A 22,384-nucleotide genomic window follows, 5' to 3' on the forward strand; every position below is an offset into this window, starting at 1 on the left:
ACAGGATGTCAGGTATGGGCCGGCATAAGGGGCGCTCGCCGAGATCAAAAGGAGACCGCCGATGACCACGACTGACCGCGTCACCCTCTATTACTCGCCGCAGAGCCGGGCCACCGGCACGCGGGTGCTGCTGGAGGAACTGGGCGCGCCCTATGATCTCCATGTCCTCAACATGAAGGCGGGCGAGCAGCGCCGGCCCGCCTATCTCTCCGTCAATCCGCTCGGCAAGGTGCCGGCGATCCGTCATGGCGACGCGCTGGTCACCGAGCAGGTCGCGATCACGATCTACCTCGCTGATCTGTTCCCGCAAGCCGGCCTTACGCCCGCGCTGAACGATCCGTTGCGCGGTCCTTATCTGCGCTGGATCGCCTATTACGGCGCCTCGTTCGAGCCGGCCATGATCGACAAGTTCATGCAGCGCGAGCCCGCGCCGATCACGCAGTCGCCTTATGCCGACTACGATACCATGCTGGGCGCGCTGGAGACGCAGCTCGCCAAAGGCCCCTATCTCCTGGGCGAGCGGATGACGGCGGCTGACGTTCTCTGGGGCGTCGCCTTCACCTGGACGATGATGTTCGGTATCGTGCCGCGCAAGGATGTTTTTGTGCGCTATGCCGAGCGCATGGCATCGCGCCCGGCGTATCAGCGCATCAACGCGGACGATGATAAGATGGCGGCGGAACATGCGACTGCGGCTGGCGGCTGATGCATGATGGCCTGGATGATCACATGAGCAAGGCGCTGCACACGACGGACTGCTTCGACACCTTCATCCGGGTTGCGGAAGATTGTCCCGCGCGCACCGGCGAGGAGCCGCCGCCGCGCGCGGGCAACGCGACGGTCGCGGGCCTGCAATATGCGATGATCGCAAGCGCGCCCTATACCTATACGTCCGACGACGTGATTTTTGCGACGTCGGCGCCCGGCCGAGAGCTTGGCGCCAAGGCGACCAAGCAGGAGAAGAGCGCGGCCCGCGAGGCGTACTTCTCCCGCGGCCAGGCCTGCATGCGCGCCTCCGGCCTCGGCAAGCGCTTTGGCTGGGGCATTCACGCCGACAGCGAAGGCCGCATCGCGATCTACGCCGTCGACAGCAAGCGCTACCAGGCGCTGGCCAAGGATCCCAAACTCACCCAGGTCCGCGCGATGCGATCGAAGCGGGCGTAAGGCGGTCTGCTGAATTTGTGGCGACTGCGCAGCGTCACTCTCCCCGGACAAGCGCGCCTTAAGCGCGCGCCGATCCGGGATCCATACCCACAGGGAGGAGTTTGGCGAAGACTCGTGGCTGTCAACTCGCGCCACAACTTCTCCCTGGGGTTATGGGTCCCCGCCTTCGCGGGGACGACACGGAGAGTGAGGCGCCAGCGTACGCTCCTGACGGTCGCCGCCCTCAAAACCTCGGCGCTCGCTTCTCCGCAAACGCTTTGATGCCTTCCTTGATCTCTTCGCCGCGCATGCTCTCGCGGTGACGCTGGTCGGCTGCCGCCTCGTCGAGCTCGCCGCGGGAAAATTCGTTGATGGCGCGTTTCATGCCGCGCATCGCCATTGGCGCATTGCCGGCAAGAACCGTCGCAAGCCGGTCGACCTCTTCGTCCAAAAGCTCCTCGGCCACCATGGCGGTGAGATAGCCGATGCGCAGCATTTCCGGCGCGCTGATCTTTTGCGCGGTCAAGAACAGCTTTTTGGCATTGTCGACGCCGAGCCGCGTCACGTAACGCTTGATGCCGCTCGTGTAGTAGTGCAGCCCGAGCCGCGCCGCCGGCATGAACATCTCTGATGTGTCGACGCCGATGCGAAAATCACAGGCGAGCGCCAGATCGGTCGAGCCGCCATAGACCCCGCCATTGAGCCGACAGATCGTCGGCACGCCCAGATCCTCCAGCCGGTTGACCACGACCTCGAAGGCCGAGCCCGCGCTCTGCTGCTCGCTGGCGCTGACCACGCGTTCGGCGACCGAGTTGAGATCATAGCCCGCCGAGAAGGCGCGTCCCGTGCCGGTCAGCACCAGCACGCGGATCGCGGGATCAGCCTCGATCCGGTCGAACAGTTTGACGAGTTCGCCGAGGTCTTCTGCCTGAAGCCGGTTGAGATGCCGCGGACGGTTGAGGCGGATGGTGGCGCGCGCGCCGTCGATGTCGAGCACGGGAGGGCTGGCGGTCTCGGCCGCATCGGACATGGTCGTCTCCGTTTCTTAGGTTTTATTTGTTTTCCAACGCGCGCCGCTTCGCCTCGGCATCGATGGTTTCGGCGAGATCGGGATGCCGCGCCATCAGCACGCGGAAATCGACGAGGTCGAGCACCAGCAGCCGCGACACTTTTGTGGTCGTGACATTCGCGCCGCGGACATTGTTGCCGAGCAGCGCCATCTCGCCGAAGAAGGCGCCTTCGCCAAGCTGCACCTGCTTGCCGGGCAGGTCGACCGCGACCTCGCCGGAGGCGATGAAATACATGCAGTCGCCCTGCTGGCCCTTCCTGATGATCATGGTGCGCGCGGGCAGGTCCATGGTGCGCAGCATATGGGTGACGTCGGCAATCGCGGCCGGCCCGAGCGCCGCAAAGAACGGCACGTTGCTCACTGTCTCCCACGTCTTGAGAAAGTTGTCGCGCCGAGTCTCGGCGGCAAAACCGGTCGCCAGAATACCGGTCCAGAGACCGAACACGCCGAGGCCTGAAATCATCACCAGCCCTGCGATCAAGCGCCCGAGCGGCGTCACCGGGACGACGTCGCCATAGCCGGTCGTGGTCAAGGTCACCACCGCCCACCACAGCGCGGACGGCACGCTGCCAAAGGTCTGCGGCTGCACGTCGTGCTCCAGAAAGTATTCGGCGACGGAGGCGAGCAGCACCACCATCAGGAAGATCACGAGCACGCTGAGCAGCGGTCCGGATTCCAGCACCAGCACGCGACGGAGTTGGCGCAGGCCCGGAATGCCCGGCACCACCTTCAGCACCCAGAGCACGCTGAGCAGCCACGCGGTCCTGGGCTCGACACCCACCACCAGGGCAAGCGGGATGGCCAGCGCGCCGATCGCATCGACGATGCCGCTGGAGGAGAGCAGATAGAGCGGCAGGCGCTGCTGCCCCGCCATATGACGCAGCCGCACGACCCATTCGAACACGAAATAGGCGAGGCACACCCACAACACGCCATCGACCCAGCGGTGCGCCGCCTCATAGGCCGGATTGACCGTCAGCAGCACCATGGTCACGACGCCGGCCGTCATCGCCACATAGGCCGCCCGAGTCATGTTGCGGCCGGCCGTGGCGGCCACAAACCGCGCCAGAACGGAGATCGACGGTTTTGACATGCGACGAGGGTGGCCCGGGCCTTGGGTTGGTGCATCCGTCCCGGTTGGGACGCTTGCGCCAAACTGCCCGTGCCGGCCCGGCCCGTCAACGACCGGTCGTTTCTCGCAGGTGCGACGGCGGCCGGGTCCTGCCGGGAATCCGGCCCCGATCGGGCAGACGATCACAGACAAGGCAACCGATTTGCCCATCTGTGGGGGACGGGCGAGACCATTATGTTCGGTCCGCGCTCGACGCGCTCTGCTCGTCAACTTGCGTCCGCCACCGCTTGACCAGGTCGCGCCTGCGGCCGGGATAGCGCTCTTTCAAGAGTTTGATGTGCACGATCCGGTCCGCGCGGAAAGCGCGGAAATCCTTCCGAAGCTCACACCAGCCAGCAATGATGCGCCGAGCTTCGAAGAACCCAAGCATGATTGGCCAGATGACGCGCTCCGTCTCGGCTCCCTTGGGGTCGCGATAGGCCATGCGCAGCTTGCGCTGCTCACGCATCGCCTGCCGCAGCATCTGGAGATCCACGACGGGCGCCTTCGGCGGACGGCGGCTGACATGAAAACTTCGGTCGTCCACCTTGCCCCGCAGTTCCGCGGGAAGTACCGCGACGATCTTGGAGAGTGCGTTATTCGCGGCAAAGGCAAGCCCTTCGTCCGTCTGCCGCTGCACCCATTGGACGCCGAGCGCCACGGCCTGAATCTCCTCTTCCGAGAACATCAATGGCGGCAAGAGGAAGCCGGGGCGCAACACATATCCAACGCCCGGCTCCCCTTCGATCTCGGCTCCCAATGCCTGCAAGGCCGCGATGTCGCGATAGACCGTCCGCAACGACACGCCAGCTTCGCGCGCAAGCTCGCTGCCTGACACGGGGCGCGAATGCCGGCGGAGCATCTGCATGAGATCGAAGAGCCGTTCGCTTTTGGACACGGAAAGCAGCCTAGCACAGGCTCATGCCAAAATTTGGCAGCAGGCACTTCAGGCTATCGCAACCAGCCCCTTGCCGGCGAGCTTCTGGCCTTTCTCAAGGGCAGTCACGAGCGGGATTGCCCGGTCGAGCGATACCATCTCGCCAATCCGGAGCCGTAGACTTCCGTCGCCTGCCGCCCGCGCGATTCCGTCGAGGATGTCCGATCGCGGCGAGCAAACAACAGGCTTCAGGCGGCGGCTGAAAAGCGCGCGAAGAAATTTCATGGGCGTCGGATCGATGTCCAGGAACACGCCCTTGCTGCCCGCGAGGTGCAAGCCCGTGGCCGTTGGCATCACCGCGGCCGTATCGTAGACCACGTCGAACCGATCACGCAGCGCGGAGAAATCCGTTGTGCGGTAGTCGAAGACGTGCTGCACACCGAGATCGCGCGCTCGCGGCATCGCCTCGGCGCTGCAACTGCCTGAAACCGTCGCGCCACGCAGGCGGGCAATCTGCACTGCGGCTTCCCCAACCGCGCCGGTACAGCCGTTGATGAAGACAGATTGCCCGCGCTTGACGGCGGCCTTGTCGACGAGGCCGTTCCAGGCCGTGACACCGGGAGTTCCGAGGCAGGCCGCTTCCTCGAAAGGCAAATTGTCCGGCTTTTTCGCAAGGAAGGTTTCGTTGGTGACAACGGCTTCACCGAGCGCACCACTCTCCTTCAGGCGGGCGAGCCCGAACACGGCATCACCCGGTCTGAAGCGCGTCACGCCAGCGCCGACCGAAATCACCGTCCCGGAAAAGTCGCTTCCCATCGCGCGAGGGAAGGCTTTGCCCGTCATCATTTTGAGCGCGCCGCGGCGCACCTTCCAATCGATGGGGTTGATCGCGACGAACTTGACCTTCACCGCGACCTGACCTTGCCTAGGGGTTTCAAGCTCGAAGGTTTCGAGCCTCATCGTCTCGGGGCCGCCGTACTGGCGGTACTGAATGCGTTTCACAAATGCACTCCATCGACGAGGTTAGTGAGGCTGCACCGTCGCCATGTAGGCGGCGAACGGCGTTGCGTCGTAGATCACGTCGGTCGAGGCAATCTTGCCGTTCTTGACCTTGATGAGTTCGGCAACGATGGAGTTCGGAACGGGGTGGGTTTCCGCGTTGTAGACGATGACGGCCTGCACATCGTCACCGTAAGCGGCGAGAACCGTGATCTTCTTGATCATGCGGGCGAAGCCGGCGTGGAATCCGCGGAATGCCTCCGTACCCGCGATGCGTCCGATCGGCGATGTGCACACGACATTGTCGGCCGCGTTCGAGATGATCGCCTCGACATCCTTGTTCACGATGGCCTCGACGTAGGTGCGGGCGATCGCAAGCGCTGTGCGTTCAGTCATCATGGTTCCTTTCATCGGGATGATGAGCTGACGCTAGCGCATGGTACTGACAGATTTTGTCAGTATTATGTAAGGTATTGAAATTACTTATTTTTGTGACGCGACGCGCCGGGTGCAGACTCTCTCCATTCAGGGAGCCTCTCTGCGGAGACACCCCGCCGGCTACTTTGCATGGGGTTGTTTTCGATGTTTGGTGGGCGGCCGACGCAGGCTCAGGCGCTTTGGGCCGTCTTCACCACCACGACATTGGTGTCGTCATTGGGCAGGGTCGCCTTGTCGCCGTCGACCTGTCGCTTGTCGCCATCGCCGGCGTGTCGTCTTTCGACATCGCCGGCGTGTCGCTTGAGATAGTCACGGCGCATGCCGATCTCGTCGCGGACGAACTCGTAGCCGAGCTTGAACGTATCGAGGCCGTCGGTACTTATCGAGCCGTCTCGCAAGCCCACGATCGCGCCGCGCAGAATGCCCTCGAGCTCCTCCTGGAGGCATTCGAGCTCATCCAGTGAATGGGCATGCTCGATGCGTTCGCCGATATCGAGGATGGCGGTGGAGAGCTGGCCGGCCCTTTCGGGGGCGATGCGCGTGACCTTGGCGTAGATCGCCGCGAAGATCGAACCGATGACGCTGAGCGCGCCGGCGCCCAGATACATCATGTCGCTGTACTTATCCATGAACGACTTGGTGTCGTCATTGATGTAGTCGGCGGCGCCCTGATGCGCCATCACGTAGGCGTCCTTGTCGACGGAGGCCGGCTCGATCCGCGTCGCAAAGCCGTTGTCGAGCCCGAGCTCGGACTTGTTCTCATAGATGATGCGGGCCAGCTCGCCGGCCGAGGTCAGCGACATCCGCGACTGCGTGACCAGCAGCCATTCGAGGCCGATGGTTTCGAGATCGTCGTCGGGGATCTCAGGCGAGGCCGACAGCGTGCCGGCCGTCAGCGTCTCGTCGTAGATGCCGGGGATCTTGCGCGCCAGCGCCTTGGACTCGTCGATGGCGTTCAGTGTGAAGCCGCCGCGCTTGGCGACCTGCTCATAGGCCTTGTCCCTGACAGCCCTCGAGGCATGGACGATGGCGATCACGGCACCGTAGCCACCGGGCGAAAACAGCTTGTCCAGCGGCATGCCCTGCGGCGCCATCTGGATCTTAGCCGCTGCCTCCGAGCCCTCGGGGGCGTCGAGCATGGTGCGCACGAAGGCAAGCGAACTGTCGCTCTCGGCCACGACAGCGACCTTTTTCTTCTTCAGCTCGGCGAGCGACTTGATCTTCTTGTTGCCGGGGCCGAGCAATAGCACGAGGTCGTGCTCGAGAATCGCCAGCGTCCGCGCCCGCGAGGGCACCTTGTTGTCGGTCCGCACGATGGCGAGATCGGCCTGCTTGCGGTCGAATTGGGCAAGCGCCTTGGCATTGTCTGGATTGTTGACGATCTTCAGGCGGAAGCGCGACGTGTTGTTCTTCAGGACGTCGGCGAGCTTGGCCGCGAAGCGCGCCTGGTCGCTGTTGGCGTCGCCGACCGCAAAGGTCAGCGTCTCCGAATTCCTGAGCAGGGTTCGGCCGCTCCAGACGGTAACCAGCGACAGGATCAGGGTCAGCACGACGTACAGCACGACCTGCTGCTGGTTGGTCTTGATCACCTTGGGCCGCGATGGGGGCTGGTCGTTGGCGGGCATGGGGCCTTCAGCACTCATGGCAGCACTGACCTTATCCGGTTGCCGGGCGGCGGCATTGGCGAAACCACCAGTGCGGGCGCCGGAAAAAATCGTAAACGCCTGAAAAAAGAACGATAATCTCTACCTGCGGATGATAGCTGTCTGGCCGCAGAATGCAAATTTCGAGCCGGGAGTAACGTTACCGCGACCCAGCGCGGCGTTTTGCCCGGCTATCGCCGTTCGGCCACAGTCTGCGAATTTTCCGGTTCCCCCCGGATGCAATCCGACGCGGGAGATGTCATAAAAGATAGACCTCGGCGATCCGGCCGGGTCCAAGAAGAAGTTGCGCTGAACGCTCCATTATTTCCGTTTCCACGTCATGAGGGCGTCCAGCTTTGTCGTTTCCATCCATGTCATCGGCGGTTCCGGTCGACGCGCTCATTGGTTGGATGGTGCTGCTCACGGTCAAGCACATCATCGCCGACTTCGTGCTGCAAAATTCCTGGATGGCGCACGGCAAGGACCAGAAGACCGGCTGGGCGCTGCCGCTGCTCACGCACTGCCTGATTCATCTTGCGGTTGCGCTGCCGCTGATCCTGATCGTCGCGCCGCGCTTCTGGTTCGTGGCCTTCATCGACTTCGCCATCCACATCACGGTCGATCGCGCCAAGGGGCTGGTGTCAGCCAATCTCGGCGTCAACCAGGAGCACCCCTGGTTCTGGACCGTGATCGGCGTCGACCAGGCGCTGCACCACCTCACGGGTTTTGGCCTCTCCATCTTCATGGCAGCCAACTGACGCGGGCCGCGCTGATTCGCGGCAAAGGCGCAAGGACCCCGGAAGACTACCGGCCGGCGTGGTTAACCCTTCATTAGAGAATTGCGCGGCATCTTCCCGGTAGAGGGAGAACTGCAATGTTTTCAAGCCGCGACGCTTACGAAAGCGATTTTTGCCCGGTCCGCGACGAGCTTCTTGGCGAGATGTATCGCGCCAGTGAGGGCGGCCTGCCGAGGCTGGTTGAGAGTGTTTCCCCCGACGCACGCGCGCGCCTGGCGCTGTTCTGCTATCGCCGCAGCCATCTCCACTCGCTGGCGGTCGCGATTGCCGCAAGCTGCAGCGAGCGCGACCTGGTCGATATCGGCGGCCGTGTCGGCTCGACTCTCTACGCGCTGTCGCGCGAGCGCACGACGAAGGCGACGCCGTCGCTGTCGGGCGGCCGCAAGCCGATCACGCTGTCGACAAAACCGCTCTCGGTACTCGCGCCGCTCGAGGACGATCTCGACGACGCGCTCGACGGCGATCTGGTCGAAGCCGTTCCGGCCTGAGAACCAGAGCGTTTTCAAGCGAAGTGGACACCGGTTCGCGTTAAGAAAACGCGTCAATACAAGAATCTAAAGCCCCGTTCCGATCCCATCGGAATGGGGCTTTAGATTACAGGCAGTCCAAACTTCCGCCGCGCCATCGCGCATTCCGCGTCGCCCGGCATGCAGGTGCGGCACACCTCGGGCCGGACCGTGTAGATGCCGCACGACGTCGAATCACCGATCTTGCCTTGCAGGGCCGAGCAGCGGTCACCATCGCAGCGCATGCCGGATTGCCGTTCGTTGACGAAGGCTACCGGGATTTTTTCCAGCTCCTCGTCGCTCTCGATCGAAAAACGCGGCCAGTTCGCCGAATAGGCGCAGCAGGCTCCGCAGCCCTGGCAGAGCGTCGAGAGATCGGTCGTGGCGTTGTGATCCATGCTGTTCACGTGTCCTTCGGCGGACCCCAGACCAGGCTCTGGCGCCACTTTGCGCGCAGCACGTCGCGCCTTTCAGGATATTTCTCGTCGAGATAGGTGGCATCGACGACGCGATCGGTGCGGAAGCTGCGGAAATCGCTGCGCAGCTCGCACCAGGCCGCGAGCAGGCGCACCGCTTCGAGATAGCCAACCGCGATCGGCCAGATCGTGCGCTGGCTGTCACGGCCCTGCTCGTCGCGATAGCGCAGCGTGATCTTCTTGCCCTCATGGATCTGCGTGCGCGTGCGCACCATGTCCATGCGGTCGGGCTCCCTGTTCCAGCTCGGCCGCGCGCGGCTGGCAGGCTCCAGCACAAACGGGCGCAACCGCTCCGGCACGGTGTCCGCGATCTTGGCCATCAAATCTTCCGCGGCACGCGCCAGCGCCGTATCGGCGTGGCCTGCGACCCATTGCGCGCCGAGCACCGCGGCCTCGATCTCGTCGGGCGTCAGCATCAAGGGCGGCAGGTCAAAACCCTTTTCCAGGATGTAGCCCATGCCGGCTTCGCCGCGGATCGGCACGCGCTGGCCGATCAGCGTGGCGATATCGCGATAGACGGTGCGCTTGGACGTCTCGAGCTCGGCCGCGATCGCGTCCGCGGTCAAAGGCTTACGGCTGCGTCGTAGCACCTGGATGATCTGAAACAGCCGGTCGGCGCGTCTCATGACGATTCTCTTTTCGGCAGTGGCTCAAAATCTGTCGCGCTGATGCTGACAGGATGTTGGCAGCAGGGGGGTTCTATACCGGGACAACGCTTCGAATGAAGAGGATTTGTCCATGTTCACTCCCATCCATCTCGGCATGGCCGGCCCACTGGGGCGGGCGCATCTCTGGGCGCTGGGGCGCCTTGTCTCGTTCGATCTCACGGTCGTCGACCTCCGTTTGGCGCTGATTGCGCTTGTGACGCGTTCGCTGGTCCAGGCGTCCAACGCCCTGGTCCGTCACGTCATGGGCCGCGCCTGGAAGGGGGCCCGGTCCGCAAACGATATCACGGCTGCTGCCACCATGGTGGCAGCAGCCTGGCGCTAGGTTCCAATGCAGCCTTCGAGGATCAGGAGAGCAGAATGATCACGCTTTATGGCTTCGGCACCGGGTTTGGCTTGCCGGAAATCAGCCCCTTCGTCACCAAGACGGAGGTGCAGTTGAAGATGGCAGGACTGCCCTATCGCAAGGAGCGAGCGATGCCCCCCGCCTCGCCGAAGGGGCAGCTGCCGTTCATCGACGATGACGGGGAGGCTGTCGCCGACTCCACCTTCATCCGCGCCCATATCGAGCGCCGCTACGGTTTCGATTTCGACGCCGGCCTGTCGCTGGCCGAGCGCGCGCAGGCATGGGCTTTCGAGCGCATGATCGAGCATCACGTCTATTGGGGCCTGGTCGGCGCGCGCTGGGTCGATCCCGTCAATTTCGCGAAGGGCCCGTCGCACTTCTTCGACGGCGCGCCGGAGCACAGCCGCGAGAAGCTGCGCGAGGATGCGCAATTCCGCGTCGCCGAAAATTATCTCCTCAGCGGTCTCGGCCGCCACGGACCAGATGACGACGTCGAGCTCGCGGTGCGCTCGCTGTTCGCGCTGTCGGTCCAGCTCGGCAACAAATCCTACCTGATGGGTGAAAAACCCGCCGGTGTCGATGCCACCGCCTTCGGCGCGCTCGCAGGGATACTGACCCCGTTTTTCGAATCGAAGCTGCGCGAACGCGCCGAGGAGTTCGCCAACCTCACGGCCTATGTCGACCGCATGATGGGCGAGTACTATCCGGAATTCGCCTGGACCAAGCTGCGGCAGGCGGCCTGAGCGAGTCGCGCGGATTGTGCAAAAGAAAAGAGCCGGCCCGAGGGGCCGGCTCTGATCGTTTCAGGCTCTCGCCGCGTTACCTGACGAGCTTGTACTTGCCGTCCTTCACCGTCAGCAGGATGCGCGAGCGCTCATCGAGCCCGTAGCGATCCTTTTCGGTGAAGTTGTAGACGCCCTGGCTCGCCGCCAATTCCTTTTCGCTGAGCAGGGCCTGGCGGATCGCTTCGCGGAATTCCGGCGTGCCGGGCTTTGCCGTCTTCAGCGCCGTCGGAATGATGCGCTTCAGGATCTCGAAGGCGTCGTAGGAATGGCCGGCGAACTGGCTGCGGCTGTTCGGGCCGTACTTGGCTTCATAGGCCGTATTGAGCGCAAGGCCGGGCTTCTTGGTCGCCGCTTCGTCCGGCTGGTCTTCCGGATCCATCACCGGACCCGACGCCATCAGCACGCCTTCGGCAGCCTTCCCCGCGATGCGGATGAAGTCCATGCTGGCCGCGCCGTGGGTCTGGTAGATCAGGCCCTGATAGCCGCGCTCGCGCAGCTCGGTCTGCGGCAGCGCCGCCGCGGTGCCGGAGGCGCCGACCAGAATCGCGTCGGGATTGGCAGCGACGAGTTTTAGCACCTGTCCGGTCACCGAGGTGTCGGGACGCGCGAAGCGCTCCTCGTCGACGATGGTCATGCCCATCGGCACGGCCTGCGCCTTCAAATCGTTGAACCAGAGGTCGCCATAGGAGTCGGAGTAGCCGATATAGCCAAGGGTCTTGATGCCCTTCGACTTCATGTGATCGTACAGCACCTTGCCGACGATCGGAATCGGCTGCGGCATCGCCACCGACCACTTCATGCGTTCCGGTGTGATCGGGAAGGGCGCCAGACCGAAGTGCGGAATGCCGGCTTCGTTGGCGACGTTCGACACCGCGATCGTCGGCGGCGTCAGCGCCGAGCCCATGATGATGTCGGCCTTGGATTCGGTGACGAAGCGCCGCGCATTGGTGGTCGCGGTGGTCGGGTCGCCGCCGTCATCGAGCACGATCACCTTCAGCGGCACGCCGCCGATTTCCTTCGGCACGAATTCCAGCGCGTTGCGCTCGGGAATGCCGAGCGCGGCACCCGGGCCGGTCGTGGTGGTGGTGATGCCGATGGTGACCTCGGCGGTCTGGCTAAGCGCGGACAGCGCCGGCAGCGCGAGCGAAGCCGCCGCGATCGCGGCCGTCAGATAAAACCGTTTCATCAAATTTCCTCCCTGGGTGTGTTTGTTTGAAAGCAGAAATCGAGCGGGAATTCAGCCCCGTCTTTGGATGGTGCGGCGATTTAGCTCCCCGATCTAATTGCCTATGAATTTGGCTACCATTTCCGCAGGAAACGGTGCCGATTTCAATTTGTCGGGGTTAACGGGATCGCGGCCGACCAGCACGCGGGTCTCGAAGCCCTCGATCGCCAGCGCCTCGCCCTTGTAGACGTTGTGCTTCACCTCGAAGCTCGAGCGCTTGATGCTCTCGATCTTCGTTTCGATGGTGATCCAGTCGCCATAGGTCGAAGGGATGTAGAATTTTGCCCGCGTGTCGACCATGGGGATGCCGACCAGCCCGTACTTCTTGACCAGGTCCTGCTTGGAGAACCCGGCCACCTCGAACAGTGTCGACGTCGAATCGTCGAACATCGCGAAATAGCGTGGGTAATAGACGATGTTGGCGGGGTCGCAGTCGCCCCACTGGATCTGGACGTCGCGCCTGTGAACGAACATGCTGACCTTGCTTACTTCGGCGCCATGCGCAGCGAGCCGTCGAGCCGGACCACTTCGCCGTTCAGATACGCGTTCTCGACCATGTGCAGCGCCAGGGCTGCGAACTCATTGGCATCGCCGAGCCGGCGCGGGAAGGGGATCGCGGCGGCAAGCGAATCCTGCGCTTCCTGCGGCAAATTGGCGAGCAGCGGCGTCAGGAACAGGCCGGGCGCGATGGTGAGGACGCGGACGCCGAACTGCGCGAGCTCGCGCGCGATCGGCAGCGTCATGCCGACGATGCCGCCCTTGGAGGCCGAATAGGCCGACTGGCCGATCTGGCCGTCATAGGCTGCGACGGAGGCGGTGTTGATGATGACGCCGCGCTCGCCGCTTGCTTGCGGCTCGAGCTTCGACATCTCGGTCGCGGCCAGTCGCAGCATGTTGAAGGTGCCGATCAGATTGACCTTGATCACCTTGTCGAAATCGCCGAGCGCCATCGGACCGTCGCGGCCGACGACACGCTTGGCAACGCCGATGCCGGCGCAGTTGACCAGCACGCGGGCCGGGCCGTGAGCCTTTGCGGCAGCCGCAACGGCGGCCTCGGCCGACGCGGCATCGGACACGTCGCAAGCCACGGCGACGCCCTTGATCTCGGCGGCGACGGTTTCCGCGAGTTTTGCATTGAGGTCGCACACCGCGACCTTGGCGCCTTGCGCTGCCAGCCTGCGCGCGGTCGCCGCGCCCAGTCCCGATGCGCCGCCGGTGACGATGGCTGCCTGATCCTTCAACAACATGGCTTTCTCCTTTGGCGGTATCTATTTAGCCGACCGTTATCACGCGGTCCGATGGGTTTGCAGCATAGAGCTCGTCGATCAAGGCGGCGCGATGTTCGAGCACGGCGCGCTGATTGATCGAGCCCTTGTCGGTGACTTCGCCCTTGTCGATCGAGAGCGGTGCATCCAGCAGGATCGCGCGCGTGATCCGCGTGGATGAACCGGTCGCGGTGCCGAGGAAGCTGGTAAGGCGTTCGCGGAAGGCTTCGCGGATCAGCCGGTCGCGGGCGGTGACGACGAGGTCGTCGGCCGGCAGCGTCGGGTTGACCAGGCGGCAGCCGTCGAGATCGAGCAGGACGAGCGCGGAGATCTCATCGCGGTTGATGCCGGCGATCACGACGTCGCGCACCAGCGGCGCGCAGGCCGCGACGAAGCGCGCACGCAGGGGGCCGACGCTGACCCAGGTGCCGCTGGCGAGCTTGAAATCCTCGCTGACGCGGCCGTCGAAATCGAAGCCGGCGTTGAAATCATCGGGATCGGCAGGCTTGAGCGCATCGCCGAGCTTGTAAAAACCTTCCTCATCGAACGACTTTGCGGTGATCTCGGGCTGCCGCCAGTAGCCGGGCATGACGTTCGGCCCCTTGGCGCGCACTTCCATCTTGCCGTTGTTCGGAACGAGTTTTGCGTCGTTGCCCGACACCGGAAGTCCGACATGTCCGGAGCGGCTGGTGTGCGGATTGACCGACATGAAGAATGGCGCGGTCTCGGTGGCTCCGAGACCCGTCAGCATCGGCACGCGGTAGCCTTTCTCTTTCACCGCGAGCTCGTCGAGGCTGTTCCAGACGAAGGGCGACAGCGCCGCGCCCGAGAAGAACATCGCGTGCAGCCGGTCGAAGAATTTTGCGCGCAGGCCCTGGTCGTCGCGCAAGTACGGCAGCAGCGACTCGTAGCCCTTGGGGACGTTGAAGTAGACGGTCGGCGAAATCTCCTGGAGATTGCGCACCGTCTCCTCGATGCCACCCGGCACCGGCTTGCCGGCGTCGAGATACATCGAGCCGCCGTTGTAGAGCGTCAGGCCGATATTGTGGTTGCCGCCAAAAGTGTGATTCCAGGGCAGCCAGTCGATGATGACGGGCGGCTCGTCCTTCAGGAAGGCCAGCGTCTCGCGCAGCATCACCTGGTTGGCGCAGATCATGCGCTGGGTGTTGATGACGGCTTTTGGGTTTCCGGTCGAGCCCGACGTCAGCAGGAATTTGGCGATCGTGTCCGGGCCGATCTTGCCGTGGACGTCGTCGAGCGCGGGATGGATCGGCGTCGCCATGAGATCGGCGAGCAGCGTGACGTCACGTCCCGCCACCGTACCGTAGGACGCGGCGATCTCGGTGCCGAGTGAGACGTTGGCGGCGAGCGCGTCGGAAAACTTGTCGGCGTCCTCGGCGAAGACGAGGCCGGGCGTCAACAGATTCATAAGATAGGCGAGCTTGCCGTAGTCCTTCGAGACCAGCGAATAGGCCGGCGAGACCGGGCAGAACGGCACGCCGGCGTAGAACGCGCCGAAGGCGAGCAACGCGTGGTCGATCGAATTGCCGGAGAGGATGACGACGGGCCGCTCTGCGGAGAGCCCGCGCTGGATCAGGCCGGAGGCGATGTGCCTGGAGGAGGCGAGCAGCTCGGCATAGGTGATCTTGCGCCAGCCGCGGCCGCCTTCGCGCTCGGCCATGAAGACGCGGTCCGGCGTGGTCGCCGCCCAGTGATGCAGGCGGTCGGTAAGGCGGACCGGATAGTCGCCGATCGGCTGTTTCGGCCTGAGATAGATCGTGCCGTCGTCGCGCCGCTCGACATTGACGGCCGGCGTGCCGAACGAGATCGGCCGCAGCGGGGCGGTGCTGGCGCCGCGGTCTGATGCAGAGGCGGACGACTGGGCGCTCATGATTTGGGCTTCACCTTGGCGGTCTTGTGCTCAAGAAACTCGCGGATGCGGCGCTTGGCTTCCTTGTCGCTCTGCGCCACCGTCGCCATCAGCGATTCCATCAACAGGCCGGTCTGCGGATTGGCCTCCGCGATCATCGGCAGCGCCTGGAGTACGGCGAAATTGGTCAGCGGCGCGTTGGAGGCGATGCGCTGGGCGAGCTCCAGCGCCTTGGGCAGTGAGCCATCAGCCTCGGTCAGATATTGCGAGAAGCCGTAGGAGGCGCCCTCGGTCGCGGAATAGACGCGGCCCGTCAGCATCATGTCCATCATGCGCGCGACGCCGATCAGGCGCGGCAGCCGCACCGAGCCGCCGCCACCGACGAAGATGCCGCGCTGGCCTTCCGGCAGCGCGAAATAGGTCGAGGGCTCGGCGACGCGGATATGGGCGGCGCAGGCGAGCTCCAGCCCGCCGCCGATCACGGCGCCCTTCAGCGCGGCAATGACGGGCACGCGGCTGTACTGGATGCGGTCGAAGACCCGGTGCCACATCTGGGAGTGCAACAGGCCGCCGGTGGCGTCATGGTCCTGCAATTCGGAGAGATCGAGGCCGGAGGAGAAATGGTCGCCGATGCCATGGATGACCACCGCCCCGATGTCCGCAGGCAGCGTCGCAAAGCAGTCGCCGATCTCAAGGATGATGCCGTCATTGAGTGCGTTGCGCTTGGCCGGCCGGTTCAGGCCCACGGTCAAGACCTTGTCCGCCCTCTCGATTTTGAGCAGCCCGGAGGCACCCGCAGTCGCGGTATCGGCGTTTCCCTGTGTCATTTGCGTCCTTTTCAGAATAGTTATGTTCTATAACGAATTTTGGAGGAGTCAATACGGGGCTTGGTTCCGCCGCTCCCCATGAGGCGGCGACGGCCGCGCCGGCGCTCGGGCCGCGACTTCCTGTCGCTAGCCCATCGCCACTCCGTCGCCCTTGGCCCCGTGCTCCCGCTGGTCAAGCCACAGCGTGCCGAGCGCAAACGCCAGCCAGCCGAAATCGTAGGCAAAACCCATGATCAGGACGACCCAGCCGGGAAGCGGTCCGACGGCGGCGCGGTCGACGAATTCCGCGAGGCTCACTGCCGGCGTCGGATGGATTGCAATCTTGCCGTAATAGGCGGCCGCCTGGATGACGAGAATCCAAACGTAGTTGCGGCGCAGCCGCCGCCCCGCGGCGCGGACGAACGAAATGTGATGACGGGGCGCGGTGTAGTCGCGCGCAAGAAGTGCCTGCCAGCTGTCGTCATGCGCCTCGCCCGTGAACATCGGGGCGTAGAAATTCTTCTCCAGCCAGCGAGCGCGGGCACGCCAGACGTTGAAATAGCGATACCGCCGCGCCTCCATCGCGAGGAACGCGGCGACCAGCAGGCCGACGAGCACGAGCGGCAGGGGCGACGCCCCCGGACTCGAAAAGGTCGTCGACAGAGCGATACCCATCGTGACGATCGACCAGTTGGTCGTGTTGTCGAGCCGCGTTCGCCAGATCGTCGAGCGATAGACCTCGCCGCGGTAGAGATGGGCGATGGCGCCCATTTCGGCAGGATCGAAGCTGTGTCGCGGGCTTGAGTCGCTGGAAGCCAAAGGGGACATGGTGGCACTCCCGTGGTCTGCGCAACCTTGCGCAAGACACATCCTGAACCGGGTCGGCCCCATGTCAAAGGCGCATTTCTCACATCACCTGATGCACATCGATCACGACGCGATCGGCGTGCCGCGCTGCGGACGCCACGAAGATGTGCTCCATCAGCCAGCGATATTTTTCGTGCCCGGTCTCAAACTTCGGAGTGGTGCGGAAATAGATCAGCTTTGGATCGACCGGCTCGCCGCGCTTGAGCTTTTGCAGCAGATCCACCGGGCCGAAGCGCATGCCCTTGTTCTCGACATAGACGGTGGCGCCGTCGTCGGTCTCGAAGGCGTATTTGGCCTCCAGCTCGATCAGCTCGTTGGGACGGATGATCTGGAAGTCGGCGCCGAACGGCAGCACCTTGCCGTTGACCGCGCCCTTCACCTCGCCGCCGATGATCGGGATGATGCGGCGGACGCCAGTGCCGATGTCGCCGGCGCTGGTGACATCGCCGATCCTGGCGGTGATGGTGAAGACGTACTTGGTCTCAAGCGTCGGCGTGCTCATCGCGTCACCTCTACTGCATCATCCGCGTCGGCAGCCAGGTCGCGAGCAGCGGGAAGGCGATCAGGATGATGAGGCGGATGAGGTCGGTGACCACGAAGGGGATGACGCCCTTGAAGATGGTGGAGAAGGAGACGTCCTTCACCACGCTCTTGATGACAAAGACGTTCATGCCGACCGGCGGGTGAATCAGGCCGAGCTCGACCGTCATCACGATGATGACGCCGAACCAGATCGGGTCGAAGCCGAGATGCGTGATCACGGGGAAGATGATCGGCACGGTGAGGATGATCATCGCCATGGCATCCATCAGGCATCCCAGCACGAGATACATCACCATGATCAGCGCCAGCACGCCGTAGGAGCCGAGGCCGAGGCCGGTGAGGAATTCCGTGACCTTCTGCGGGGTCTGCGTCACCGTCAGGAAGTAGCCGAAGATCAGCGCACCGATCAGCACGGTGAACACGGCCGCCGCCGTGCGCGTCGCCTGCAGCAGCGAAGCCAGGATCTTTTCCTTATCCAGCCGTCCGGTGAGCACGCCGATGATGAAGGCGCCGGCGGCGCCGACACCGCCGGCTTCCGTCGGCGTGAAGCGCGGCAGATAGGGCAGGCCGTAGAGACCGCCGATGACGAAGAGGAACAGCAGCACTGGCGCCCAGATGTCCTTCAATCCGGCAAAGCGCTCGCCCCATGGCAGCTTCTTGCCCTTTGGCAGGAAGTCGGGACGGAGATAGCCGATTAGGCCGATGGTGATCATGTACATGGTCATCGCCAGCAGGCCCGGGATGATGCCGGCGATGAAGAGCTTTCCGATGTCCTGCTCGGTGATGATGCCGTAGACCGCGAGCACGGTGGAGGGCGGCAGCATCGCGCCCAGTGTACCGCCGGCCGCAATCACGCCGGTGGCGAAGGATTGCGGATAGCCGAAACGCCGCATCTCTGGATAGGCGACCGCGGAGAAGGTGGCGGCGGTCGCCACCGACGAGCCACAGATCGCGGCAAAGCCGCCGCAGGCGCCGACGGTGGCAATGCCAAGGCCGCCGCGCAGATGCCCGACAAAGCCGTTGGCAGCACGGAACAGCTCGCGGCTCATGCCGGAATGGCTGACGAAGGAACCCATCAGCAGGAACATCGGGATGACGCCAAAGGTGTAGTCGGTGACCGTGCGCATCGAGGTCTGGCCGACCAGCTTCAGTGCCGCCGTCCCGTTGACGAGATAGGCGAAGCCGGTGACGCCGACGAGGCCCATGGCCATGCCGACGGGCACGCGCAGCAACATCAGGACGAAAAGGGAAACGAAGCCGATTACGGCGACGGCATCGGTGCTCATGTCTACTCCGTCGCCTTGAATTTTGGATCGTGCATGTCTTCGGGATGGAAGATCAGCCGGTAGGTTCGGATCGCGATCAGCAGCACGGCGGAGACGTCGCCGATCCAGGCGATCGCGAAGAACGGCCAGGTCGGCATATGCATGTCGAAGGTCAGGACGTTGTCGTTATAGGTGCCGCGTACCTTGTCGAACAACGTCCAGGTCTGCACGGTGACGACGAACAGCAGCACCAGCGTTGCGAACACGTCGATCCAGCGTTGGTAGCGTGGTCCGACATTGCCCCAGACCAGGTCGACCGTGATGTGGGTGCCGCGATAGGAGGTTGCCGCGATGCCCCAGAAGATCAGGATGCCGAGCAGCATGCGGCCGATGTCGAAGGAATCGGGGATCGAATAATTCAGCGTGTTGCGCAGGAGGACAGAGACGAAGATGTCGAGCGCGACAAGGCCGACGAAGCCGGCGGCGATCCATTCGATCGTATCGATGATGCGATCCATCCAGGCGCGCTTCATGGGAGTGTCCTGTGGTGTGACGTCACTTGTTTGATCGCGGTGCCACCGCGCACTTCACCTCGCCCCGCTTGCGGGGAGAGGTCGAAATTCAAGCGGAGCTTGAATTTCGGGTGAAAGGGACTCTCCGCGAGTCAAGCTGCCGCCATCGTTGCGGAGGCAGCCCCTCACCCCAACCCTCTCGGCGCGAGCGAAGCTCGTCGCGGCCCCGTAAGAACGGGGAGATGGGGAAGAAGAGCTTGCCCCGATACCGTCACGCTACTCAGCGAGCGCGTTGTACTTCTTCAGCGAGTCCTTCAGCTCGGTCAGCGCCGCACCCGGATCGCCGCCGTTCTTCTTGACGCCGTCGCCCCAGGTCTTGACCAGCGGCTCGGCGGCCTTCTTCCACTGCGCGGTCTGCTCCGGTGTCAGCTTGTAGACTTCGTGACCGGATTCCGCCTTGATCTTCTCGATACCGGCATCCTCGAACTTGCCCCAGTGTTCGCCGACGACACCCGCCATTTCGGTCGAGCAGTTCTTGTCGATCGCCGCCTTCTGCTTGTCGGACATCGCGTTGTACTTGTCCTTGTTCATCACGAAGACGAAGGTCGTGACGTAGAGCGGCGCCTCCATGTCGTACTTCGTCACCTTGTCGATGCCGAACAGAAGCAGCGAGCCCCAGGGGAAGGTGACGCCGTCGGCGACGCCGCGCTCGATGATGTCGCGCACTTCCGGCGCGGACGACTGCACGTTGGTGCCGCCGAGCGAGGTCACGAAGTTCGCCATGGTGGCGTGCGCCGGGCGGATCTTCATGCCCTTCACGTCCTCGGGCACCACGATCTTCTTGGTGCGGGAGTGGAAGGAGGACGGCGAGTGGACGAAGGCGAGGCAGTATTTGACGTCCTTCATCTCCTTCTCGGCATATTTGCGGTACCAGGCGTCGAGCCCCGCCGAGCCGCCCTTCGCGTCGGAGATCAGGAACGGCAGTTCGCCGGCACCTACGATCGGGAAACGGCCGGGCTGATAGCCGGGATTGACATAGGTGACGTCGGCGATGCCGTCGCGGGCCATGTCGTAATGGTCAAAAGCCTTGCCGAGCTGCTGCGCCGGGAAAACCTTGCCCTTGATGGTGCCGCCGGAGTCCTTTTCCACCGCAGCCGCCCAGTCTTCCAGCGATTTCTGCAGCGGGTGCGAGGCCGGCACCCAATGCGAGATCTTCAGCTCGAAGGTCTTGTCCTGCCCGAACGCAGGCGTCACGCTGGCGGCCACCAGCAACGCCAACCACGCTTTCCTCATCGACATCTCTCCCTTTCAAGTGAGCGCAGGCTTCGTTGGCCCGGTCTCGTTAGTTAACATGTTATATAATTGGAGCGTTTGTTCAAGCCGGAACAGGCGGCCCGCGCCCTTAACCCGGCACCGATTTTTCGCGAGGCGGCGAACTGCTCTCCCTCTGCCCAAACGTTATGGGTCATAAGTATCGCGGGCGGATGATGGCGACAAGCGAACCGATGGATGCAGGCGCGCCAGGCGGTGCGACAAAAGTCGCAACCCCTGGTCACCCGCGCGTAACCTGCGCTGTTCGGTATGCGCACAGCGGTCGGGCCGATTTCAAACGTCCGCGCAAATCCCGTTTAAAACTTTGTAGGTGATGAACTCGTCACGTCGTTGGCGTTCAATGGCTGCAATCAAGTCAACGCGAGCGACAGATGACGCACACCGACATCCCCGACGGTTTTGAGCCGCATTTCCGCAAGAGTCCGCTCACCGATCCCTGGGAGCCGCTGTATTCGAAACGCACCGAAAGAGCCGTCGTCATGGGATTGCGGTTGGGAAGGCCGCACACCAACGCCCGTGGGTTGATCCATGGCGGCCTGATCGCTGCGCTTTCAGACAATGCGATGGGCTATAGCTGCGCGCAGGCGACGGGCTGGGCGACGTCGTTCGTGACGATCTCGCTCGCAGTCGATTTCATCGGCTCGGCCGAGATCGGCCAGTGGCTCGCGGTCGAGAGCGAGGTGATCAAGACCGGCAGTACGATCTGCTTCGCGCAGAGCCTGATCAAGGCCGACGACGTCGTGATCGCGCGCGCCAACGGCACGTTTCGCGTGGTGCCGAAGAAAGGGGTAACGCTGTCGTTCCGGGGCTCGCGAAGCGAGAACCCGGAACCTCGAGATTCCGGGTTCGATGCTTCGCATCGCCCCGGAATGACGGCAGCTACCCGAACTTCCACTCCGTGCTCTCCACCACGAGATCGATGAACGCCCGCACCTTGGCCGAGAGCAGGCGCGAGGTCGGATAGACCACGTGGATCGGCAGCGCCGGCTGCTCGAATCTGGCGAGCACGATCTTCAGCCGCCCGCGCTTCAGTCCGTCGGCCGCCTGGTAAGCCAGCACGCGCGTCACGCCGCCGCCGGCATCGGCATGTTGCAACACCGCGTCGGCACTGTTCGAGATGAAGCGCGCGACGGGTGTAACCTCGATGTCACGGCCATCCTGCACGAAGCGCCAGTTGCTTGCGGGGCCGAACTGGAGCGTCTGGTGTTGAAGCAGCGCGCCCGGTGTCTTCGGCTCGCCGTGGCGCTTCAGATAATCGGGTGAGGCCACCACGATCCGCCGCATCTCGCCGACCTGGCGCGCGACCAGCGAGGAATCGGCGAGATGGCCGATTCTAACGGCGACATCGACGGCGTCCTCGACGAGGTTGACGAGATGATCCGACAGCCGCAGCTCGCCGGTGACGTCGGGATAGCGCTTGAGGTAGGCCGACATCACCGGGCCGACATGGAGCCGGCCAAAACCCAGCGGTGCGGAGACCACGAGCCGCCCGCTCGGCCGGTTGCGCTCCTGCTGGGCGGAGCTATCGGCCTCCTCGACATCGGCGAGGATCCGCCTGGCGCGCTCGAGATAGCGCGTGCCGACGTCGGTGAGCGTCACCTGCCGCGTGGTCCGCTGCAGCAGCCGCGCACCGAGATGCTCTTCCAGCGCGGCGATCGTCCGCGTCACGGCCGAAGGCGACAGCCGCAGCTTGCGCGCCGCCGGCGCAAAGCCGCTGAGATCGGCGACGGTGACGAAGACCTGCATGGCGTCGAGACGGTCCATGGCATTATTGCATATATCGCAATGATGAAGTGTCAAGATGGCAGATTGTTTTAAGACCGAGAGGGAGCATCTTAGGTGCC

Annotated in this window: 25 protein-coding genes and 2 pseudogenes; 7 read left to right on the top strand and 20 right to left on the bottom strand. The window is 63.8% G+C overall.

Translation table 11 applies throughout. The annotated features are described in order from the left end of the window. Nucleotides 1-61: 61 nt before the first annotated feature. Both KUF59_RS04510 and KUF59_RS04515 read left to right on the top strand, forming a co-directional pair. Nucleotides 62-706, top strand: coding sequence for a glutathione S-transferase family protein (locus KUF59_RS04510; protein ID WP_212456951.1), 645 nt, complete (start codon nucleotides 62-64; stop codon nucleotides 704-706). A gap of 23 nt (nucleotides 707-729) precedes the next feature. Next, the gene (locus KUF59_RS04515) at nucleotides 730-1,164 is read left to right on the top strand and encodes a DUF6157 family protein (protein ID WP_212456950.1); all 435 of its coding nucleotides are present in this window, start codon (nucleotides 730-732) and stop codon (nucleotides 1,162-1,164) included. Between the two features lie 223 nt (nucleotides 1,165-1,387). On the opposite strand, the gene KUF59_RS04520 is transcribed toward KUF59_RS04515, so the two are convergent. The 7 genes and pseudogenes from KUF59_RS04520 to KUF59_RS04545 form a co-directional block, all read right to left on the bottom strand. Beyond that, nucleotides 1,388-2,173, bottom strand: a complete 786-nt coding sequence (locus tag KUF59_RS04520; RefSeq protein WP_212456949.1) for an enoyl-CoA hydratase/isomerase family protein — start codon at nucleotides 2,171-2,173, stop codon at nucleotides 1,388-1,390. Nucleotides 2,174-2,195: 22 nt separating this feature from the next. Then, entirely contained in the window at nucleotides 2,196-3,305 is a 1,110-nt protein-coding gene (locus KUF59_RS04525) for a cyclic nucleotide-gated ion channel (protein ID WP_212456948.1), read from the bottom strand. A 211-nt stretch (nucleotides 3,306-3,516) separates the two neighbouring features. Further along, nucleotides 3,517-4,041, bottom strand: coding sequence for a helix-turn-helix transcriptional regulator (locus tag KUF59_RS04530; RefSeq protein ID WP_309500997.1), 525 nt, complete (start codon nucleotides 4,039-4,041; stop codon nucleotides 3,517-3,519). Nucleotides 4,042-4,104: 63 nt separating this feature from the next. Next, a pseudogene (locus KUF59_RS43970) lies at nucleotides 4,105-4,191 on the bottom strand (helix-turn-helix domain-containing protein); the annotation flags it as partial. 78 nt (nucleotides 4,192-4,269) lie between these two features. After that, nucleotides 4,270-5,202 carry an NAD(P)-dependent alcohol dehydrogenase gene (locus KUF59_RS04535; protein ID WP_212456946.1) on the bottom strand — a complete coding sequence of 311 codons (933 nt, stop codon included), beginning with the start codon at nucleotides 5,200-5,202 and terminating at the stop codon, nucleotides 4,270-4,272. Nucleotides 5,203-5,223: 21 nt separating this feature from the next. Continuing rightward, nucleotides 5,224-5,598, bottom strand: coding sequence for a nuclear transport factor 2 family protein (locus tag KUF59_RS04540; RefSeq protein WP_249140124.1), 375 nt, complete (start codon nucleotides 5,596-5,598; stop codon nucleotides 5,224-5,226). Between the two features lie 209 nt (nucleotides 5,599-5,807). Beyond that, nucleotides 5,808-7,280, bottom strand: a complete 1,473-nt coding sequence (locus KUF59_RS04545) for a TAXI family TRAP transporter solute-binding subunit (RefSeq protein WP_212456945.1) — start codon at nucleotides 7,278-7,280, stop codon at nucleotides 5,808-5,810. A 410-nt stretch (nucleotides 7,281-7,690) separates the two neighbouring features. On the opposite strand from KUF59_RS04545, the gene KUF59_RS04550 reads away from it, so the two are divergent. Beyond that, a complete protein-coding gene (locus KUF59_RS04550) occupies nucleotides 7,691-8,038 on the top strand; it encodes a DUF3307 domain-containing protein (protein WP_212457005.1) in 348 nt (115 codons plus the stop codon). A gap of 116 nt (nucleotides 8,039-8,154) precedes the next feature. Next, nucleotides 8,155-8,565: a hypothetical protein gene (locus tag KUF59_RS04555; RefSeq protein WP_212456944.1), complete on the top strand. Its 411-nt coding sequence runs from the start codon at nucleotides 8,155-8,157 to the stop codon at nucleotides 8,563-8,565. A 101-nt stretch (nucleotides 8,566-8,666) separates the two neighbouring features. Here KUF59_RS04555 and KUF59_RS04560 read toward each other — a convergent pair whose 3' ends face one another. Together KUF59_RS04560 and KUF59_RS04565 are read right to left on the bottom strand one after the other, a co-directional pair. Then, the gene (locus tag KUF59_RS04560; protein ID WP_212457004.1) at nucleotides 8,667-8,981 is read right to left on the bottom strand and encodes a YkgJ family cysteine cluster protein; all 315 of its coding nucleotides are present in this window, start codon (nucleotides 8,979-8,981) and stop codon (nucleotides 8,667-8,669) included. A 5-nt stretch (nucleotides 8,982-8,986) separates the two neighbouring features. Then, nucleotides 8,987-9,685 carry a helix-turn-helix transcriptional regulator gene (locus tag KUF59_RS04565; RefSeq protein WP_212404740.1) on the bottom strand — a complete coding sequence of 233 codons (699 nt, stop codon included), beginning with the start codon at nucleotides 9,683-9,685 and terminating at the stop codon, nucleotides 8,987-8,989. 112 nt (nucleotides 9,686-9,797) lie between these two features. Between KUF59_RS04565 and KUF59_RS04570 the strand changes: the two genes are divergently transcribed. Together KUF59_RS04570 and KUF59_RS04575 are read left to right on the top strand one after the other, a co-directional pair. Continuing rightward, a complete protein-coding gene (locus KUF59_RS04570) occupies nucleotides 9,798-10,049 on the top strand; it encodes a hypothetical protein (protein ID WP_212456943.1) in 252 nt (83 codons plus the stop codon). Nucleotides 10,050-10,084: 35 nt separating this feature from the next. Beyond that, on the top strand, nucleotides 10,085-10,813 hold the full coding sequence (locus tag KUF59_RS04575) for a glutathione S-transferase family protein (RefSeq protein WP_212456942.1): 729 nt from the start codon (nucleotides 10,085-10,087) through the stop codon (nucleotides 10,811-10,813). A gap of 76 nt (nucleotides 10,814-10,889) precedes the next feature. Here KUF59_RS04575 and KUF59_RS04580 read toward each other — a convergent pair whose 3' ends face one another. The 10 genes from KUF59_RS04580 to KUF59_RS04625 form a co-directional block, all read right to left on the bottom strand. Next, entirely contained in the window at nucleotides 10,890-12,041 is a 1,152-nt protein-coding gene (locus KUF59_RS04580; RefSeq protein WP_212456941.1) for an ABC transporter substrate-binding protein, read from the bottom strand. Nucleotides 12,042-12,134: 93 nt separating this feature from the next. Further along, nucleotides 12,135-12,554 (bottom strand): acyl-CoA thioesterase, encoded by a 420-nt coding sequence (locus KUF59_RS04585; protein WP_212456940.1) that lies wholly within the window; start codon nucleotides 12,552-12,554, stop codon nucleotides 12,135-12,137. An 11-nt stretch (nucleotides 12,555-12,565) separates the two neighbouring features. Then, complete coding sequence (locus KUF59_RS04590) at nucleotides 12,566-13,327, bottom strand: SDR family NAD(P)-dependent oxidoreductase (protein WP_212456939.1); 762 nt, start codon at nucleotides 13,325-13,327, stop codon at nucleotides 12,566-12,568. A 25-nt stretch (nucleotides 13,328-13,352) separates the two neighbouring features. Beyond that, the gene (locus KUF59_RS04595; RefSeq protein ID WP_212456938.1) at nucleotides 13,353-15,236 is read right to left on the bottom strand and encodes a feruloyl-CoA synthase; all 1,884 of its coding nucleotides are present in this window, start codon (nucleotides 15,234-15,236) and stop codon (nucleotides 13,353-13,355) included. Further along, nucleotides 15,233-16,042 carry a crotonase/enoyl-CoA hydratase family protein gene (locus KUF59_RS04600; protein ID WP_212456937.1) on the bottom strand — a complete coding sequence of 270 codons (810 nt, stop codon included), beginning with the start codon at nucleotides 16,040-16,042 and terminating at the stop codon, nucleotides 15,233-15,235. The genes KUF59_RS04595 and KUF59_RS04600 overlap by 4 nt, the downstream gene beginning before the upstream one ends. 126 nt (nucleotides 16,043-16,168) lie before the next feature. Further along, nucleotides 16,169-16,849, bottom strand: a complete 681-nt coding sequence (locus KUF59_RS04605) for a DUF2270 domain-containing protein (protein ID WP_212456936.1) — start codon at nucleotides 16,847-16,849, stop codon at nucleotides 16,169-16,171. A gap of 79 nt (nucleotides 16,850-16,928) precedes the next feature. Continuing rightward, the gene (locus tag KUF59_RS04610; RefSeq protein ID WP_212456935.1) at nucleotides 16,929-17,390 is read right to left on the bottom strand and encodes a DUF3237 domain-containing protein; all 462 of its coding nucleotides are present in this window, start codon (nucleotides 17,388-17,390) and stop codon (nucleotides 16,929-16,931) included. A gap of 10 nt (nucleotides 17,391-17,400) precedes the next feature. Further along, nucleotides 17,401-18,717, bottom strand: coding sequence for a TRAP transporter large permease (locus KUF59_RS04615; protein ID WP_212456934.1), 1,317 nt, complete (start codon nucleotides 18,715-18,717; stop codon nucleotides 17,401-17,403). Nucleotides 18,718-18,719: 2 nt separating this feature from the next. Continuing rightward, on the bottom strand, nucleotides 18,720-19,229 hold the full coding sequence (locus tag KUF59_RS04620) for a TRAP transporter small permease (protein ID WP_212456933.1): 510 nt from the start codon (nucleotides 19,227-19,229) through the stop codon (nucleotides 18,720-18,722). 255 nt (nucleotides 19,230-19,484) lie between these two features. Continuing rightward, entirely contained in the window at nucleotides 19,485-20,501 is a 1,017-nt protein-coding gene (locus KUF59_RS04625) for a TRAP transporter substrate-binding protein (RefSeq protein WP_212456932.1), read from the bottom strand. Between the two features lie 410 nt (nucleotides 20,502-20,911). Here KUF59_RS04625 and KUF59_RS04630 point away from each other — a divergent pair. Then, nucleotides 20,912-21,328: pseudogene (locus tag KUF59_RS04630) on the top strand (PaaI family thioesterase); the annotation flags it as partial. A 91-nt stretch (nucleotides 21,329-21,419) separates the two neighbouring features. On the opposite strand, the gene KUF59_RS04635 reads toward KUF59_RS04630, so the two are convergent. Further along, nucleotides 21,420-22,304, bottom strand: a complete 885-nt coding sequence (locus KUF59_RS04635) for a LysR family transcriptional regulator (protein WP_212456930.1) — start codon at nucleotides 22,302-22,304, stop codon at nucleotides 21,420-21,422. Nucleotides 22,305-22,384 lie beyond the last annotated feature (80 nt).

Origin of the sequence: Bradyrhizobium arachidis, assembly GCF_024758505.1 — a bacterium.
Classification (GTDB): Bacteria; Pseudomonadota; Alphaproteobacteria; order Rhizobiales; family Xanthobacteraceae; genus Bradyrhizobium; species Bradyrhizobium manausense_C.

What these genes read in the sequence shown, in the direction of transcription:
- KUF59_RS04525 (WP_212456948.1), bottom strand. Translation starts at nt 3,305, where the DNA reads ATGTCAAAACCGTCGATCTCCGTTCTGGCGCGGTTTGTGGCCGCCACG.
- KUF59_RS04605 (WP_212456936.1), bottom strand. Translation starts at nt 16,849, where the DNA reads ATGTCCCCTTTGGCTTCCAGCGACTCAAGCCCGCGACACAGCTTCGAT.
- KUF59_RS04520 (WP_212456949.1), bottom strand. Translation starts at nt 2,173, where the DNA reads ATGTCCGATGCGGCCGAGACCGCCAGCCCTCCCGTGCTCGACATCGAC.
- KUF59_RS04600 (WP_212456937.1), bottom strand. Translation starts at nt 16,042, where the DNA reads ATGACACAGGGAAACGCCGATACCGCGACTGCGGGTGCCTCCGGGCTG.
- KUF59_RS04625 (WP_212456932.1), bottom strand. Translation starts at nt 20,501, where the DNA reads ATGAGGAAAGCGTGGTTGGCGTTGCTGGTGGCCGCCAGCGTGACGCCT.
- KUF59_RS04580 (WP_212456941.1), bottom strand. Translation starts at nt 12,041, where the DNA reads ATGAAACGGTTTTATCTGACGGCCGCGATCGCGGCGGCTTCGCTCGCG.
- KUF59_RS04575 (WP_212456942.1), top strand. Translation starts at nt 10,085, where the DNA reads ATGATCACGCTTTATGGCTTCGGCACCGGGTTTGGCTTGCCGGAAATC.
- KUF59_RS04615 (WP_212456934.1), bottom strand. Translation starts at nt 18,717, where the DNA reads ATGAGCACCGATGCCGTCGCCGTAATCGGCTTCGTTTCCCTTTTCGTC.
- KUF59_RS04545 (WP_212456945.1), bottom strand. Translation starts at nt 7,280, where the DNA reads ATGAGTGCTGAAGGCCCCATGCCCGCCAACGACCAGCCCCCATCGCGG.
- KUF59_RS04515 (WP_212456950.1), top strand. Translation starts at nt 730, where the DNA reads ATGAGCAAGGCGCTGCACACGACGGACTGCTTCGACACCTTCATCCGG.
- KUF59_RS04595 (WP_212456938.1), bottom strand. Translation starts at nt 15,236, where the DNA reads ATGAGCGCCCAGTCGTCCGCCTCTGCATCAGACCGCGGCGCCAGCACC.
- KUF59_RS04635 (WP_212456930.1), bottom strand. Translation starts at nt 22,304, where the DNA reads ATGGACCGTCTCGACGCCATGCAGGTCTTCGTCACCGTCGCCGATCTC.
- KUF59_RS04610 (WP_212456935.1), bottom strand. Translation starts at nt 17,390, where the DNA reads ATGAGCACGCCGACGCTTGAGACCAAGTACGTCTTCACCATCACCGCC.
- KUF59_RS04540 (WP_249140124.1), bottom strand. Translation starts at nt 5,598, where the DNA reads ATGATGACTGAACGCACAGCGCTTGCGATCGCCCGCACCTACGTCGAG.
- KUF59_RS04565 (WP_212404740.1), bottom strand. Translation starts at nt 9,685, where the DNA reads ATGAGACGCGCCGACCGGCTGTTTCAGATCATCCAGGTGCTACGACGC.
- KUF59_RS04550 (WP_212457005.1), top strand. Translation starts at nt 7,691, where the DNA reads ATGGTGCTGCTCACGGTCAAGCACATCATCGCCGACTTCGTGCTGCAA.
- KUF59_RS04560 (WP_212457004.1), bottom strand. Translation starts at nt 8,981, where the DNA reads ATGGATCACAACGCCACGACCGATCTCTCGACGCTCTGCCAGGGCTGC.
- KUF59_RS04555 (WP_212456944.1), top strand. Translation starts at nt 8,155, where the DNA reads ATGTTTTCAAGCCGCGACGCTTACGAAAGCGATTTTTGCCCGGTCCGC.
- KUF59_RS04620 (WP_212456933.1), bottom strand. Translation starts at nt 19,229, where the DNA reads ATGAAGCGCGCCTGGATGGATCGCATCATCGATACGATCGAATGGATC.
- KUF59_RS04590 (WP_212456939.1), bottom strand. Translation starts at nt 13,327, where the DNA reads ATGTTGTTGAAGGATCAGGCAGCCATCGTCACCGGCGGCGCATCGGGA.
- KUF59_RS04585 (WP_212456940.1), bottom strand. Translation starts at nt 12,554, where the DNA reads ATGTTCGTTCACAGGCGCGACGTCCAGATCCAGTGGGGCGACTGCGAC.
- KUF59_RS04570 (WP_212456943.1), top strand. Translation starts at nt 9,798, where the DNA reads ATGTTCACTCCCATCCATCTCGGCATGGCCGGCCCACTGGGGCGGGCG.
- KUF59_RS04510 (WP_212456951.1), top strand. Translation starts at nt 62, where the DNA reads ATGACCACGACTGACCGCGTCACCCTCTATTACTCGCCGCAGAGCCGG.